The 14049-nt window shown below is 61.9% G+C and carries 12 protein-coding genes; 3 read left to right on the forward strand and 9 right to left on the reverse strand.

The features are described from left to right. Positions 1 to 90: 90 nt before the first annotated feature. The 7 genes from BMW49_RS01125 to BMW49_RS01155 all read right to left on the reverse strand — a co-directional run bounded on the left by BMW49_RS01125 (position 91) and on the right by BMW49_RS01155 (position 9691). The gene (locus BMW49_RS01125) at positions 91 to 939 is read right to left on the reverse strand and encodes an SDR family oxidoreductase (protein WP_069516936.1); all 849 of its coding nucleotides are present in this window, start codon (positions 937 to 939) and stop codon (positions 91 to 93) included. Positions 940 to 1046: 107 nt separating this feature from the next. Beyond that, positions 1047 to 3041: an acetyl/propionyl/methylcrotonyl-CoA carboxylase subunit alpha gene (locus tag BMW49_RS01130; RefSeq protein WP_069516935.1), complete on the reverse strand. Its 1995-nt coding sequence runs from the start codon at positions 3039 to 3041 to the stop codon at positions 1047 to 1049. A 125-nt stretch (positions 3042 to 3166) separates the two neighbouring features. Beyond that, complete coding sequence (locus BMW49_RS01135) at positions 3167 to 3964, reverse strand: enoyl-CoA hydratase/isomerase family protein (protein WP_069516934.1); 798 nt, start codon at positions 3962 to 3964, stop codon at positions 3167 to 3169. A gap of 164 nt (positions 3965 to 4128) precedes the next feature. Then, complete coding sequence (atuD, locus tag BMW49_RS01140; RefSeq protein ID WP_069516933.1) at positions 4129 to 5289, reverse strand: citronellyl-CoA dehydrogenase; 1161 nt, start codon at positions 5287 to 5289, stop codon at positions 4129 to 4131. Positions 5290 to 5337: 48 nt separating this feature from the next. Further along, positions 5338 to 6954 carry a geranyl-CoA carboxylase subunit beta gene (gene atuC, locus BMW49_RS01145; protein WP_069516932.1) on the reverse strand — a complete coding sequence of 539 codons (1617 nt, stop codon included), beginning with the start codon at positions 6952 to 6954 and terminating at the stop codon, positions 5338 to 5340. A gap of 4 nt (positions 6955 to 6958) precedes the next feature. Next, complete coding sequence (locus BMW49_RS01150) at positions 6959 to 7828, reverse strand: SDR family oxidoreductase (protein WP_069516931.1); 870 nt, start codon at positions 7826 to 7828, stop codon at positions 6959 to 6961. Positions 7829 to 7870: 42 nt separating this feature from the next. Continuing rightward, a complete protein-coding gene (locus BMW49_RS01155) occupies positions 7871 to 9691 on the reverse strand; it encodes an acyclic terpene utilization AtuA family protein (RefSeq protein WP_069516930.1) in 1821 nt (606 codons plus the stop codon). 231 nt (positions 9692 to 9922) lie between these two features. Between BMW49_RS01155 and BMW49_RS01160 the strand changes: the two genes are divergently transcribed. Together BMW49_RS01160 and BMW49_RS01165 are read left to right on the forward strand one after the other, a co-directional pair. After that, on the forward strand, positions 9923 to 10558 hold the full coding sequence (locus BMW49_RS01160; RefSeq protein ID WP_069516929.1) for a TetR/AcrR family transcriptional regulator: 636 nt from the start codon (positions 9923 to 9925) through the stop codon (positions 10556 to 10558). A 121-nt stretch (positions 10559 to 10679) separates the two neighbouring features. Then, positions 10680 to 11474 (forward strand): substrate-binding periplasmic protein, encoded by a 795-nt coding sequence (locus tag BMW49_RS01165; protein WP_069516928.1) that lies wholly within the window; start codon positions 10680 to 10682, stop codon positions 11472 to 11474. On the opposite strand, the gene BMW49_RS01170 is transcribed toward BMW49_RS01165, so the two are convergent. Both BMW49_RS01170 and BMW49_RS01175 read right to left on the reverse strand, forming a co-directional pair. Further along, positions 11471 to 11647 (reverse strand): DUF2897 family protein, encoded by a 177-nt coding sequence (locus BMW49_RS01170; protein ID WP_069516927.1) that lies wholly within the window; start codon positions 11645 to 11647, stop codon positions 11471 to 11473. The genes BMW49_RS01165 and BMW49_RS01170 overlap by 4 nt on opposite strands. 86 nt (positions 11648 to 11733) lie before the next feature. After that, entirely contained in the window at positions 11734 to 12492 is a 759-nt protein-coding gene (locus BMW49_RS01175) for a CPBP family intramembrane glutamic endopeptidase (protein WP_069516926.1), read from the reverse strand. A 252-nt stretch (positions 12493 to 12744) separates the two neighbouring features. Between BMW49_RS01175 and BMW49_RS01180 the strand changes: the two genes are divergently transcribed. Continuing rightward, positions 12745 to 14049: an ATP-binding protein gene (locus tag BMW49_RS01180; protein ID WP_069516925.1), complete on the forward strand. Its 1305-nt coding sequence runs from the start codon at positions 12745 to 12747 to the stop codon at positions 14047 to 14049.

A 14049-nucleotide genomic window follows, 5' to 3' on the forward strand; every position in this document is an offset into this window, starting at 1 on the left:
ATAGCGGCATTGTGCAGGTATTGTTATCGCATAAGTATTATCTGCGGCCTGGCATCAGCATAGACCAGCAGTCAGCAGCAGACGCTGGGCTCAGTCGATAAACAGATCCGCAATCAGCGCACCACCCGCTGGATCAAAGCGATAGTGCTCGAACTCGCTGACACCCTGCTCGCGCAGAATGTCTTCGTCGATCAGTAATCGGCCCGTGATGCTACGGCCGCTGCTGTTGAGAATGGCGTGGGCGGCATCGGCCATGATGGCAGGGGTGCGGGCGCGCTTGAAGGCGTCGCGGCTGCCCAGCTCGAACTCGATGGCGGCGGTGGCAATCATGGTTTTCGGCCACAGTGAGTTGACGCTGATGCCGTACTTCTTGAACTCCTCGCTCATACCCAGCGTGAGCATGCTCATGCCGTATTTGGTCACGGTGTAGGGACCATGTTGGGCAAACCACTTGCTGTCCATATTCAGCGGTGGCGACAGGTTAAGGATATGCCCGCTGGCACTCTGTTTCCCCGCGGCGGAGCCGCTTTCTTTCAAATAGGGCAGGGCGGCCTGGCTGCAGACCATCACCGCACGGGTGTTGATCTGGAACATCAGGTCGAAGCGCTTGGGCTCCAGCTTTTCCACACCGACAAGTTTGATGGCGCCGGCGTTGTTGATCAGCGCGTCGATACCGCCGAAATGCTCAGCGGCCTGGGCCATGGCCGCTTTTACCGCGTTCTCGTCACGCACATCGACCTGCAGGGCCAGGGCTTTGCCGCCGGCTTGCTCGACCTCGGCAGCCACCGAGTGGATAGTGCCGGGCAGTTTGGCGTGGGGCTCGGCGCTTTTCGCCGCAATTACGATATTGGCGCCGTCGCGTGCGGCGCGCAGGGCGATTTCACGGCCGATGCCACGGCTGGCGCCGGTGATAAACAGGGTTTTGCCTTGCAGTGACATAGGGCTTCTCCACTTTTATTTTTATGTAGGGTGGATCGGGGTGCGTAGCTGACGTTTTTTCATCCACCTGGATGGCGCAGTGGTGGATGGGTGAAGCGTCATCCACCCTACGGGCAGGCGTCTACGGCTTCGATTTCCACCAAAAGCTGGCGGTTCTTCACCTGATCACCACGGCTGACGCCAATGCGGCGCACCACGCCGTCGATGCTGGCCTTGAGCGGGTGTTCCATCTTCATCGCTTCCAGCACCAGCAGCAGCTGGCCCTTGCTGACCGTGGCGCCTTCCTCGACCAGCACTTCGACAATCGCACCGTCCATCGGCGCCTTGACACTGCCCGAGCCTGCACCGGTGGCGCTGCTGACTGGCAAATGAGTGATATCGGTCAGCTGCAGGTTGCCGCTATGGCCGTACAGCCAGAGATTGTCGCCGGCCAGGTGATAGGCCAGGCGCTGGCGAATACCGTCCAGCTCCAGGGTAGCCCAGCGGCCGTCGCTGGCCAGCAGGTTGAGGCTGACCTGCTGCTCGCCAATCGTGGCCAGCAGGCTGGGTTGTGGGCCGTCGGCCTGCACGTGCAGCTCCACGGCGAAGGTCTGCTCGCCCTGCTTGAGCAGAAACCGCCAGGGCGCGCTGCCGGCATTGCGCCAGCCGGACAGGCCCGGTTGATGCGCGCGGGCATTGGCCGATTGCTGGAACAGCAGGGCGGCTGCGGCTGCCAGTTCGCAGGCCCTGGGTGGCTGCGGGCTTAGGCTTGGGTCGCTGGCGAAATGCTCGGCGATAAATGCGGTGGTGGCGTTACCGGCGGCAAACTCGGGGTGGCTGAGCAGGTTGGCGAGAAAGCGCTGGTTGCCGTTGACGCCCAGCAGCACGCAATCCTCCACCGCGCGCACCAGCTTGCGCCGCGCTTCTTCGCGGGTTGCTCCGTAAGCGATGACCTTGGCCAGCATCGGGTCGTAGAACGGCGTAATGGCCTGGCCCTCGACCAGGCCGTGGTCGATGCGAATGCCGTCGCGCAGTGCCGGCTCCCAGCGCAGGGCGGTGCCGGTCTGCGGGAGGAAGTTCTGCGTGGCGTCCTCAGCGTACAGGCGCACTTCCATGGCGTGGCCGGTCAGACGAATCTCGTCCTGCTTGAGCGGTAGCGGCTGGCCTTCGGCTACGCGAATCTGCCAGGCGACTAGGTCTTGCCCGGTGATCAGTTCGGTAACCGGGTGCTCGACCTGCAGGCGAGTGTTCATTTCCAGAAAGAAGAATTCACCGCTCTGATCGAGGAGAAACTCCACGGTGCCGGCGCCGACGTAGTTCACTGACGCTGCCGCTTTCACCGCCGCCTCGCCCATGGCCTGGCGCAGTTCGGGCGTCATCACCGGGCAGGGCGCTTCCTCGACCACCTTCTGGTGGCGACGCTGCACCGAGCAGTCGCGCTCGCCGAGATAAACGATGCTGCCGTGCTGGTCGCCGAATACCTGGATTTCCACATGGCGCGGCTGGATCACCGCACGTTCGAGAATCAGCTCGCCGCTGCCAAAGGCGTTCTGCGCCTCGGAACGGGCGGTGCGGATCTGCGCCAGCAGTTCGCCAGATTCATGCACCAGACGCATGCCACGGCCACCGCCACCAGCACTGGCCTTGATCATCAATGGGTAACCGATGCGCTCAGCTTCGCGGCTCAGGGTTTCATCGTCCTGGGCTGCGCCCTCAAAACCGGGAATGCACGGCACGCCGGCTTCGAGCATGGCGATCTTCGACAGGCGCTTGCTGCCCATCAGGTGGATGGCTTCTACGGTCGGGCCGATAAACACGATGCCGGCGGCCTCACAGGCGCGGGCGAAGTCGGCGTTTTCCGAGAGAAAGCCGTAGCCAGGGTGGATCGCGTCAGCCCCGGTTTTCTGCGCCGCATCGATGATATTGGCGATCAGCAGATAGGACTGGTTGACCTGAGCCGGGCCGATGCACACGGCTTCATCGGCTTGCTGCACATGACGTGCGTCGGCATCGGCCTCCGAGTACACGGCCACGGTGCGGTAGCCGAGGTCCTGGGCGGTGCGCATCACCCGGCAGGCGATTTCCCCGCGGTTGGCGATCAGAATCTTGTTAAAGGCGGGCATCTGGGTGCTCCTGCTGGGCTACGGACTTGGCTCGTGTAGGGTGGATGGCCACCCCGTGGATCACGCTTTATCGATCCACCGTGCGGTGTTTCGGTGGATGTAAAAAGCGACATCCACCCTACGTTCTACTGCGCCCATTTCGGCGCACGTTTTTGCATAAAGGCCATGGTGCCCTCGACGCCTTCGGCGCCGGTTACTGCCGCGGCAAACTGTTCGGCGGCGCGGTCCAGCAGTGGGCCGAGTGCTTCGTGTTCTGCGGCCAGCAGCAGGGTCTTGGTCTGGGCATTGGCTTGCGGCGCGCATTGGCGCACCTGGCCAATTACCTGGTGCAAACGGGCGTCGACGGCTTCGCTATCGGCTTCGCTGAAATGCACCAGGCCCAGGCGTTCGGCCTCGCTGCCATTGAAGCGGGCGGCGGTAAGGGCCAGACGACGGGTCTGGGTCAGACCGATGCGCCGCACCACAAAGGGCGCTATCTGCGCCGGTAGAATCCCCAGGGTGGTTTCCGGCAGGCCGAACTTGGCGTCCTGCTGGCAGATGGCGATATCCGACACGCAGGCCAGGCCGAAACCGCCACCCAGCACGGCGCCTTCGAGCACGGCGATCAGCACCTGTGGCGCGCTCTGCGCTTCTTCCAGCAGGCTGCCGAAGGCGCGGTTAAGGCTGCGGTAGGCATCGCCACCGGCCGCACGAGCACCGGCCATATCCTTGATATCGCCACCGGCACAGAAGTGCCCACCGGCACCGCGCAGCACAATGGCGCGCACGCTTGGGTCATTGCGCAGGCTTTCCAGGACTGCGCGCAGTTCCTTGACCATGGCCAGGCTCATGGCGTTGCGGCTGTCCGGGCGATTGAGGGTGATATGCAGCACGCCCGCGTCGAGGTTAAGCAGCAGGGTTTCGCAGTTCGGTAGGTCAGCCATGGCAGGCTCCTTGATGTATTCGCAAGGGGAAGGTGGCCGTAGGGTGGATCGCGCTTTATCGACCCACCGAGCAGCGGTTTGGTGGATGTAAAAAGCGACATCCACCCTAGGGTCTGTTCCCGTTTCGGCGCGGCCGCGAACGAAACGGGAACAGACCCTACGGTTCAGCCCTTCTTTTTCCCCGGCAGAATGCCCATCAGCTTGCAGATAATGCCCAGCATGATTTCGTCGGCACCGCCGCCGATGCTGACCAGGCGCACATCGCGGTAGGCGCGCGAGACCGGGTTGTCCCATATAAAGCCCATGCCACCCCAGTACTGCAGGCAGCTGTCGGTGACTTCACGGCCGAGGCGTCCGGCCTTGAGCTTGGCCATGGAGGCCAGGTTGGTGACGTCACGGCCGCGCACGTACTGCTCGGTGGCCTGATAGACCAGGGCGCGCAGGCACTCGATCTCGGTCTGCAGCTCGGCCATGCGGAAGTGGATGACCTGGTTGTCGATCAGGGGACTGCCGAAGGTATGCCGCTGCTTGCAGTAGTCGATGGTGCTGTTGATGCAGTGCTCCAGGCCCTTGATCATATTGGCCGCGCCGAACAGGCGTTCTTCCTGGAACTGCAGCATCTGCATCATAAAACCCGCGCCTTCGTGGCCGATGCGGTAGCGCTGCGGCACACGCACGTTGTCGAAGAACACCTGGGCGGTCTCCGAGCTGCGCATGCCGAGCTTGTCCAGGTGCGGGCTGAGGGTAATGCCCGGCGTGTTCATCGGCACCATGATCAGCGATTTGTTTTTGTGCGGCTTGTCGTCCGAGGTATTGGCCAGCAGGCAGATAAAGTCAGCCGAGGGCGAGTTGGTGATCCACATCTTGCTGCCGTTGATCACATAGTCGCTGCCATCTTTCTTGGCCGTGGTTTTCAGCCCGGCGACATCGGAGCCGGCGCCGACTTCGGAGACGCCGATACAACCGACCATCTCGCCGCTAATCGCCGGCTTGAGGAACTCCTCGCGCAGCTCATCGGAGCCAAAGCGCGCCAGGGCCGGGGTGCACATATCGGTCTGCACGCCGATGGACATCGGTATGCCGCCGCAGATGATGGTGCCAAACTCTTCAGCTGCGACGATCGAGTAGCTGTAGTCCAGGCCCATGCCGCCGAATTTCTCCGGTTTGGAGATGCCCAGCAGGCCGAGGTCGCCAGCTTTCTTGAAGATTTCGTGGATCGGAAAGCGGCCGTCCTTTTCCCACTGCTCGACGTGGGGGTTGATGTCCTTGTCGACAAAGTTACGGACCGTGCGGCGCAGCTCTTCGTGTTCTTGGGTGAAGATCATTGTTGTTCTCCGTAGGGTGCGCCGTGCGCACCGGATCTTGTATTGAGGTCAGAATCTCGCCACGCCGAAGCTGCTCTTCTTCAGTGAACGCAGGTTGGCCTCTGCACAGATATCCAGCAGGTAGCCGAGCAGCTTGCGCGTATCGCGTGGGTCGATCAGGCCGTCGTCCCACAGGCTGGCGGTGCCGTAGAGCGCGGTGGATTGGCTGTCTAGTTTTTGCGCAGTGACCTGCTCGAGCATGTCGAGCATCTTCGGATCGGCTTCCTTGCCTTCCTTAGCGTGCTTGTCCTCGGTGACGATGCGCAGCACCTTGCCGGCCTGGGCGCCGCCCATTACGGCGGTCTTGCTGTTGGGCCAGGCGAAGATAAAGCGCGGGTCGAGGCCGCGACCGCACATGGCGTAGTTGCCGGCACCGTAGGAACCGCCAACGACTATGGTCAGTTTCGGCACCGTGGCGTTGGCCACCGCCTGGATCATCTTCGAGCCGTGCTTGATCACGCCGAGCTGCTCCGACTCGGTGCCGACCATAAAGCCGGTGGTGTTGTGGAAGAACAGAATCGGCGTGTTGCTCTGCTCGCACAGCTGGATAAATTGCGCCGCCTTGGCCGCGCCTTGCGGGGTGATCGGGCCGTTGTTGCCGATAAAGCCGCAGGGCTGGCCTTCGATCTGCAAATGGCCGCAGACCGTCTGGTTGTCGAACTCGTTCTTGAAGTCGAGAAACGCCGAGCCGTCGGCGATGCGGGCGATAATTTCGCGCACGTCGTAGGGCTTCTTGGCATCGGCCGGCACCAGGCCGAGCAGTTCGTCGACCGGATACAGCGGCTCGCTGTAGGTCTTAACCGGACGTGCCGGCAGTTGGGCATTCCACGGCAGCATGGCGAGAATTTCGCGGGCGATGCGCACGCCATCGGCATCGTTTTCCGCCAGGTATTCGGCGGTACCGGCGACCTGGGCGTGCATTTCCGCGCCGCCCAGTTGCTCATCGGTGGCGATTTCGCCGGTGGCGGCTTTTAGCAGCGGCGGGCCGGCGAGGAACATCTTGGCTTTGCCGCGCACCACCACCACGTAATCCGACAGCCCTGGCTGGTAAGCGCCGCCGGCGGTGCTGGAACCGTGTACCACGGTGATCTGCGGCAAGCCCATGGCGGACATACGCGCCTGGTTGGCAAAGCCGCGGGCGCCTTCGACGAAGATATCCGCGGCGTAGTTGAGGTTGGCGCCGCCGCTTTCGGTCAGCGCCACCACCGGCAGTTTGTTCTCGAAGGCAATCTGCTGCAGGCGCAGGGTCTTCTTCAGACCGGTGGGGGAGATGGTGCCGCCCTTGATCGCGCTGTTGCTGGCGGTAACCAGGCAGCGCACCCCGGCGATATAGCCGATGCCGGAAATGATTCCGCCGCCGGCCTGGGTGCCGTCCTTGTCGTCGTGCAGCTTGTAGCCGGCCAGCGACGACAGTTCGAGAAACGGCGCGCCGGGGTCGAGTAGCAGGTTCAGGCGTTCGCGCGGCAGCAACTGGCCGCGTTTTTCAAATTTGGCTTTGGCCTCGGCTGCCTTGTTCAGGCAGTTCTGTTCGATCTGGCGAAAGCTGTCGACGGCGGCCAGCATGGCTTCGCGGTTCTTGGCGAAGTCCTCGCCATGCACATCGATCTCGGATTGGATAACCGGCATGGCGTTACTCCTCACCCTTGAGTACGTCAGGCACGTAGGCCCGGTGGAAGCCGTTATAGGTCTCGCTGTTTTTCGCCTTGCCCAGGGTCCAGGCGCGGGTGCCCTGGCTCGCTGCACCGTCGATGCGGATGGTGTTGCCGCTGATGAAATTGGCGCCTGGCGTGAGCAGGAAGACGATGGCGGCGGCCACTTCCGATTCGCTGCCGATGCGTTGCAGCGGCACGTGATCCTTGAGCGAGCGGATCATGTTTTTCATCGATTCGGGGTAGGTGTCCATGCCGCTGGAGGCGATCCAGCCCGGCGCTACGGCGTTGACCCGCACCCCGGCATGGCCCCATTCATAGGCGGCAGTCTTGGTGAAGTTCTCCATACCGGCCCGCGCCGCGCCCGAATGGCCCATGCCCGGCATGCCGCCCCACATGTCGGCGAGCATATTGACGATGCTGCCGCCGTGTTTGCTCATGCTCTGCAGGAACACTTCCTTGGCGATCAGAAAACCGCCGACCAGGTTGGTGCGCACCACGGTTTCGAAGCCTTTCTGGTTGATGCCGATCAGCGGCGCGGGGAACTGGCCGCCAGCGTTGTTGACCAGGTGATGGATCTTCCCGCGCTCGGCGACCACAGTTTTGACCATGGCCTTGACGGCTTCTTCATCACGGATATCGCAAACCTGAAAACTGGCGCTGCCGCCGTCTTCGATGATTTCGCCGCAGGTGGCTTCGAGTTTTTCCAGCTTGCGCCCCACCAGCACCACGTGGGCACCCAGGTGCGCCAGTTCATGGGCGGTGCAACGGCCAATACCGCTGCCGCCACCGGTGACCATAATCGTCTGGCCGCTGAACAGGCCGGGTTTAAACACTGAGTCGTAGGTCATTTTTATTGTTGTCCTAAGTGGTTCCGGTGCGCACGGCACACCCTACATCGCCCCGTAGGGTGCGCCGTGCGCACCATTCAAGGTTTCCGCCAGTGCCTTGGGCACCGGTATCGGGAATTCCAGCAACTGTTGGGCGAAGGCCTTGCCTTGCGGGTCGATGCGCAGGGAGGCAACGCCGCCGCCACCCAGGGCGTTCTCCAGCAAAAAATTCAGGCTATGGCTGCCCGGCAGATACCAGCGGCTGACCTTGCCGGTTTGTGCATCGAGCGTGTGCTGCATCCATTCGGCCACGGCACCCTCACTCAGCGCAGCGGCGATCCAGGCCAAGTACTCGGGCTTTCTGGCCATTACACCGATATTGCTGTGGTTGCCCTTGTCGCCAGAGCGCGCTACGGCCAGCTTGATCAGCGGTACGCATGCGTCGGCCTGGCCGCTTGGCAGTGGGGCGGCACTATCGGCAGCGATATGCGCGCTATCCAGCACCGCGATCTGCGGCAGCGCGACAGCTGTGCGTTCGCCGTCAATTTCTACCTGCAACTGACAGGCAGACTTGTCAGCGAGAAAGCTAAATAGACGAATAACCGGGTAAACCGTAGGGCGACCACCGACGATACCGGTCAGGCCCGGCGCCATGCCGGTGGCTGCCTGGGCTATCTCGCGGGAGAACAGGATCAGCGCTTCTTTTTTGGCGTGACGCACGGCGATCTTGATCACGATCTCGCGAGTATCTGCGCGCTGACCACGGGGGCCGTAGGTGGCCTCGGAGCCGAGCAGTTCGATGCTGACTTCCTTGTAAGGCCCCCAGCCACGCTCGGCGAACATTTCCTCGGTCTTGTTGATAATCGCCTGGCTGACCCGCTGGGCTTTTTTCACCGCATCGATGCCAGCCATCAGGCAACTGGCGGTGCAGCGGAAACCATCCGGGTAGGTGGCGCTGACCTTGTACTGATCGGTTGGCGGCAGGCCGCGTGCGCCTTTCAGCTCAACGCGGTTTTCGCCGACCTGGTTGAGTTGCACCTGGGTGAAATCGCAGAGCACATCGGGCAGGTAATAGGCCCGCGGATCGCCGATTTCATAGAGCATCTGCTCGCCCACAGTAAAAAGCGTGACCAAGCCGCCGGAACCCTCCGGCTTGGCCACGACAAAACTGCCATCGGCCGCCACTTCCACCACAGGGAAGCCGATATGTTCGTAGTCCGGCACGCTTTCCCAATCGGTGAAGTTGCCGCCGGTGCACTGCGCGCCGCACTCGATGATATGCCCGGCTAATGCAGCTTGAGCGAGCTGATCGTAGTCGCTCCAGCTCCAGCCAAATTCATGCACCAGGGCGGCGCTGACCACGGCGCTGTCCACCACGCGGCCAGTGATCACGATATCGGCGCCGAGCTTGAGTGCTTCGACTATGCCCGGTGCACCCAGGTAGGCGTTGACCGACACGCAGAAAGGCGGCAAAGGCGCGCCGCTGAACATCTCCACGGTGCCGGCCTTGGTCAGTTCACCGAGTTTGGGTAGCAGGTTGTCGCCGTGCAGCACGGCAATCTTCAGATTGACCCCGGCCTGCTCACAGGCGGCTGCCAGTGCGGCGGCGCAGGCGTTGGGGTTGACCCCGCCGGCGTTGCTGATCACACGGATGTTCTTGGCGGCGATATCAGCCAGCAGCGGCGCCAGGGTTTCCACGAAGTCAGTGGCGTAGCCGGCGTCGGGCTTCTTCATCCGTGCGCCAGCCATGATCGACATGGTTACTTCGGCCAGGTAGTCGAATACCAGGTAATCCAGTTTGGTGCCCTGTACCAACTGGGCGGCGGCGGTGCTGGTATCGCCCCAGAAGGCGGAAGCGCAGCCGATGCGTACGGTTTTGGTCATTGTTGTCTGTCCGCTACACCTGAATAGTGAGCTGAACATACCAAGCAAGCGCTTGGTTGAAAAGACCTGGATAAGCTGTTTTGTGCTGATTTATGCCAAGCGCTTGCTTGGGCAGCCCGCGCAGAATAGATTTCACCAATTACGACAAGTACTTGGGGGCATCTGCTGAGGTCCGGTGGCAGGTAGGGCATGCGCTGTCCCCCAAGCTTTCTAGCGCTGGAGATGAAGTGCGTGGATGATCAACAAGCTCAGGCGGTGATGCAGGAACTGGTGGCCAGGGGGCAGATCACTGACCCTGACAGCGCACGTGGCAAGCTGCTGCAAACCGCCGCGCATCTGTTTCGTAGCAAGGGCTATGAGCGCACCACCGTACGCGACCTGGCCGGCGCCGTGGGCATTCAGTCCGGCAGCATCTTTCATCACTTCAAGAGTAAGGACGAGATCCTGCGCTCGGTGATGGAGGAGACCATTCGTTACAACACCGCGCTGATGCAGGCTTCGTTGGCCGAGGCGAGCGATCTGCGCGGCCGGGTGCTGGCGCTGATCCGCTGCGAGCTGCAGTCGATCATGGGCGGCACGGGTGAGGCCATGGCGGTGCTGGTGTATGAGTGGCGTTCACTGACACCAGCCAGCCAGGCGGTCATCCTCGAGTTGCGCGATATCTACGAAGGGTTGTGGCTGGGCGTCTTGGAGGAGGCTCGCGCTGCCGGTTTCGTCAAGAGTGATCCTTTTATCCTGCGGCGTTTTCTTACGGGGGCATTGAGCTGGACCAATACCTGGTTCCGCCCCGAGGGGCCTATGGGCTTGGATCAGTTGGCCGAAGAGGCGCTGTTGTTGGTGTTCAAGGAGCCCGCGCTCGGTCTTTAACCCACTGCCAGGCGTGTGCGCGTCAGTGAGGATGGGTCAGCGCGAATCCTGAAAAGTCCTCTGTTCGGTCAGATTTTCCTCAGGTACTGTGGCGCACATACCAATAGAGATGTTGTGTCGTATGCCACCTTTGTTGCCATTAATCGCCTGCCTGCTGGGTGCCTGCGCCGTACTGCTGAGTGTGACTGCCTCCGCCCAGGAGCGGGTCGTGCATGTCGGCGCGGTCCATTTCCCGCCCTACGTGATGAAGACCGAGGACGCACAGCCTCGCGCGCTGTTGCCACAACTGGTCGATGCACTTAACCGAGTCCAGACTGATTTTCGCTTTGTGACGGTACCCACGTCCCTGGCGCGGCGCTTTCGCGACTTTGAAACGGGGCGGATTGATCTGGCGCTATTTGAGAACCCGGCCTGGGGTTGGCAGTCGATGGACTATCGTGACATCGACATGGGACTTGAGGATGCCGAAGTGTTTGTGGCGCGCCAGGAGGCGACGCGTACGCAGACTTATTTTGCTGACTTGGCGGGCAAGCGTCTTGCCCTTTATAACGGTTACCACTACGGCTTCGCCAACTTCAATGCCGATCCCAGCTACCTGGCTCGACATTTCAATGTGGTGCTGACCTATTCCCATGACAGTAACTTGCTGATGCTCCTGCATGGGCGCGCCGATATCGCCTTGGTGACGCGTTCCTATATCGACGACTTTCTCGCGCGCTACCCTGAGTACGAGGCGCAGCTACTGATCTCTGAGCGAATAGACCAGCGCTACCAGCATCATGCCTTGCTGCGTCCCGAAGCGCCTATTAGCGCGGAGCGGTTCGCTGAATTGATGGAGCAACTGCGAGTGGGTGGGCAGTTGCAGGCGATTTTCGGTCGCCAGCATATTAGCGTCAGGCCCGCCGTTTCGCCTTAGCGCTCGCGGGCTTCCTGAGCGTCCTTGGCTTCCATCTCGGCTTTGCGTTCGCGAACCCGCTTGAGCTGTTCGGCGTCGAGATCCAGGGGTTTGGCCGTGCGCAAGACGATCAGCAGACCGCCGATTAGCGAGCCGATGACGAGAATAATCAATAACCAGGCATACCAGGGCATGGCGGCGCCCCTTATCCAGAGAGTGGACGTTCACCATACCGCGCCTGTTCACGTCTTGTCAGTGTTTGCGGACCGACGCGCTACCGTCATGCCACGCGCAGCGGGTAACTCAAGAGCAGCAGGTGCAATAGATTGACCGCGCCATGCAACGCGATGGCCAGGCTGATGCGGCCACTGAAGTGAAAGATCAACCCATAGCCCAGCCCGGCGAGCCCGGCGACTACGGCGAATAACGGACTGAAAGGCGCATGCACGGCGGCGAACAATAGCGTTGTCAGGCCTATCCCGGGCCAGGCACCGAGCCAGCCGACCAGACGGCTCTGCAACAGACCACGAAACAGCAGTTCTTCGGCCAGCACGGCCACGCCCAGGTTGACTGCCAACCACAGCCACAACTGTTCAGGCCACTTCGGTTGCCAACCGACCACGCCCAGCATCACTGCCAGCAGCGGCACACCCAGCAAGGTCAGTGCGGCTGTCAGCCAGACGTTGGCTGAAAGCGCCTTACGCGGCGGGTGTTGCCCTAGCCACCAGACCAGCAGCGTGACACCCACCAGCAGCTTGTCCCAAGACAGACGCAGCGCATAAGGCGGCGCATCGACGCTCAGTTGCCGTGCAGGCCACAGCGGGGTGGCGTTAAAGCCGGGTAGGGCGTGCGCGGCCAGGGCGATGCAGGCCAGCAGGCTCAAGAGCGTCCATAAGGCATTGGGCAAATACCTGTCGGCATACAGCAGCAACACGCACAGCGCGGCGCCAGCGGCCAGCCCAGGCAGTTGAATAAAGCCCAGGGCAAAACCCGTGGCCAGACAAAGGGCAGGCAGTAGCAGGCGCAAGTGCAATGGCATAGCCATCCTTATTCGTCGAAAACTTGAGGTTTGTGGTGTTGCCGTGGTTTGCACGGTCATTGCGGGAGAGGCTTGGCCCACCGGCCGACTATTAAACGGCAACCATGGCCTGCAGTGCATTACCCAGGGTTGTTGTCGTTTCGCCGCAACGCGCCAAATGACGAATTGGTGGAGGCGCCTGTGATGCCTGTCACATGCTGGCAACTTGACGCTGGTTGAATGACGGCTTCCCAACGCACATGGGGGTTGTCCATGACCACTGCCAGCGCTCTAGCGCGCTTGCTCAAGCCGGTTGCGCCGTTGTCTGCGCTCATGAGCATTGCCGATGTAGCAGACCGCTTGCTGACGCCTGAACACAAGGCCTTTCTCTCGTTGCCAATTGTCGACGACGCCGGCAAACCGCTGGGGCTGGTGAGCCGCAGTACGCTGCAAGATATCTTTATGCAGCGCTTTGGCCGCGACCTGCGCGGTCGCCATCCGGTGGAGGAGGTGATGAACCCAGCGCCCTTGGTGGTCAGCCTGGAGACCAACCTGGAAGAGGCGGCCAAACAGATTACCGCGCAGCTGCAGTACCCGATCACCGAGGACTTTATCCTGGTCGACGCCGAGGGCCTGTACCGCGGCCTGGGCACCGTGCTGGACCTGCTCAAGGCCATGGAAGCGCGCATTGCCCAGCGCAATCAGGTGCTGCGCAAGGCCCTGGTGGACTTGAAGGAGTCGCAGACTCAACTGGTGCAGTCGGAGAAGATGGCCTCTCTCGGGCAGATGGTCGCCGGTGTCGCCCATGAGCTGAACACCCCGCTGGGCTATGTGACGAACAACGTGCAGTTGCTGCGTGAACTCAGTGCGCCGCTGTTCGAGCTGGCCGATGCGCAAGCCGCCCTGGGCGACTGCCTGAGCGACCCCGGGTGTGATGAAGCGCGCCTGGCCGAGGCCCTGGAAACGGCCGCCGAGGCCCGCGCCAAGGCGGCCCCGGAACTGCTGGTTGAGGACTTTACCCAGTTATTCAGCGACACCCTTTATGGCCTGGAGCAGATTGCCGAACTGGTGGTCGGGCTCAAGGATTTCGCCCGCCTGGACCGCGCCATGAGCGAAGAGGTCGACCTCAACGAGTGTATTCGCAGTGCCCTGGTAATCGCCCGCAACGGCATCAAGGACAAGGCGGAAACCATTCTGCAACTTGGCGACTTGCCGCGTATGCCCTGTGCGCCGTCGCAGATCAACCAGGTGCTGCTCAACCTGCTCAATAACGCTGCCCAGGCCATCGAGGGCTTCGGCCAGATCGTGGTGAAAACCTGGGCCGATGAGAGTGCCGTATTCATTTCCGTGCGTGATACCGGGCGAGGTATGACCGCCGAGGTGCTGGCGCGGATTTTCGATCCGTTTTTCACCACCAAACCCGTAGGCGAGGGCACTGGCTTGGGGCTTTCGATCAGCTACAAAATCATTCAGGACCACGGCGGGCAGATTCGCGCAGTGTCCGAGCCTGGGCGCGGTACGCGCTTTCTGATCCGCCTGCCGCGCCCACAGGCGCTGCCACTACAACGGAGTGCCTGA

It is taken from the genome of Pseudomonas cuatrocienegasensis (assembly GCF_900110925.1).
GTDB lineage: Bacteria > Pseudomonadota > Gammaproteobacteria > Pseudomonadales > Pseudomonadaceae > Aquipseudomonas > Aquipseudomonas cuatrocienegasensis.

Bases quoted from the DNA above. Each gene is read 5' to 3' on its own strand.
- BMW49_RS01165 (WP_069516928.1), top strand. From the start codon at position 10,680: ATGCCACCTTTGTTGCCATTAATCGCCTGCCTGCTGGGTGCCTGCGCC.
- BMW49_RS01130 (WP_069516935.1), bottom strand. From the start codon at position 3,041: ATGCCCGCCTTTAACAAGATTCTGATCGCCAACCGCGGGGAAATCGCC.
- BMW49_RS01180 (WP_069516925.1), top strand. From the start codon at position 12,745: ATGACCACTGCCAGCGCTCTAGCGCGCTTGCTCAAGCCGGTTGCGCCG.
- BMW49_RS01135 (WP_069516934.1), bottom strand. From the start codon at position 3,964: ATGGCTGACCTACCGAACTGCGAAACCCTGCTGCTTAACCTCGACGCG.
- atuC (WP_069516932.1), bottom strand. From the start codon at position 6,954: ATGCCGGTTATCCAATCCGAGATCGATGTGCATGGCGAGGACTTCGCC.
- BMW49_RS01150 (WP_069516931.1), bottom strand. From the start codon at position 7,828: ATGACCTACGACTCAGTGTTTAAACCCGGCCTGTTCAGCGGCCAGACG.
- BMW49_RS01125 (WP_069516936.1), bottom strand. From the start codon at position 939: ATGTCACTGCAAGGCAAAACCCTGTTTATCACCGGCGCCAGCCGTGGC.
- BMW49_RS01175 (WP_069516926.1), bottom strand. From the start codon at position 12,492: ATGCCATTGCACTTGCGCCTGCTACTGCCTGCCCTTTGTCTGGCCACG.
- BMW49_RS01155 (WP_069516930.1), bottom strand. From the start codon at position 9,691: ATGACCAAAACCGTACGCATCGGCTGCGCTTCCGCCTTCTGGGGCGAT.
- BMW49_RS01170 (WP_069516927.1), bottom strand. From the start codon at position 11,647: ATGCCCTGGTATGCCTGGTTATTGATTATTCTCGTCATCGGCTCGCTA.
- atuD (WP_069516933.1), bottom strand. From the start codon at position 5,289: ATGATCTTCACCCAAGAACACGAAGAGCTGCGCCGCACGGTCCGTAAC.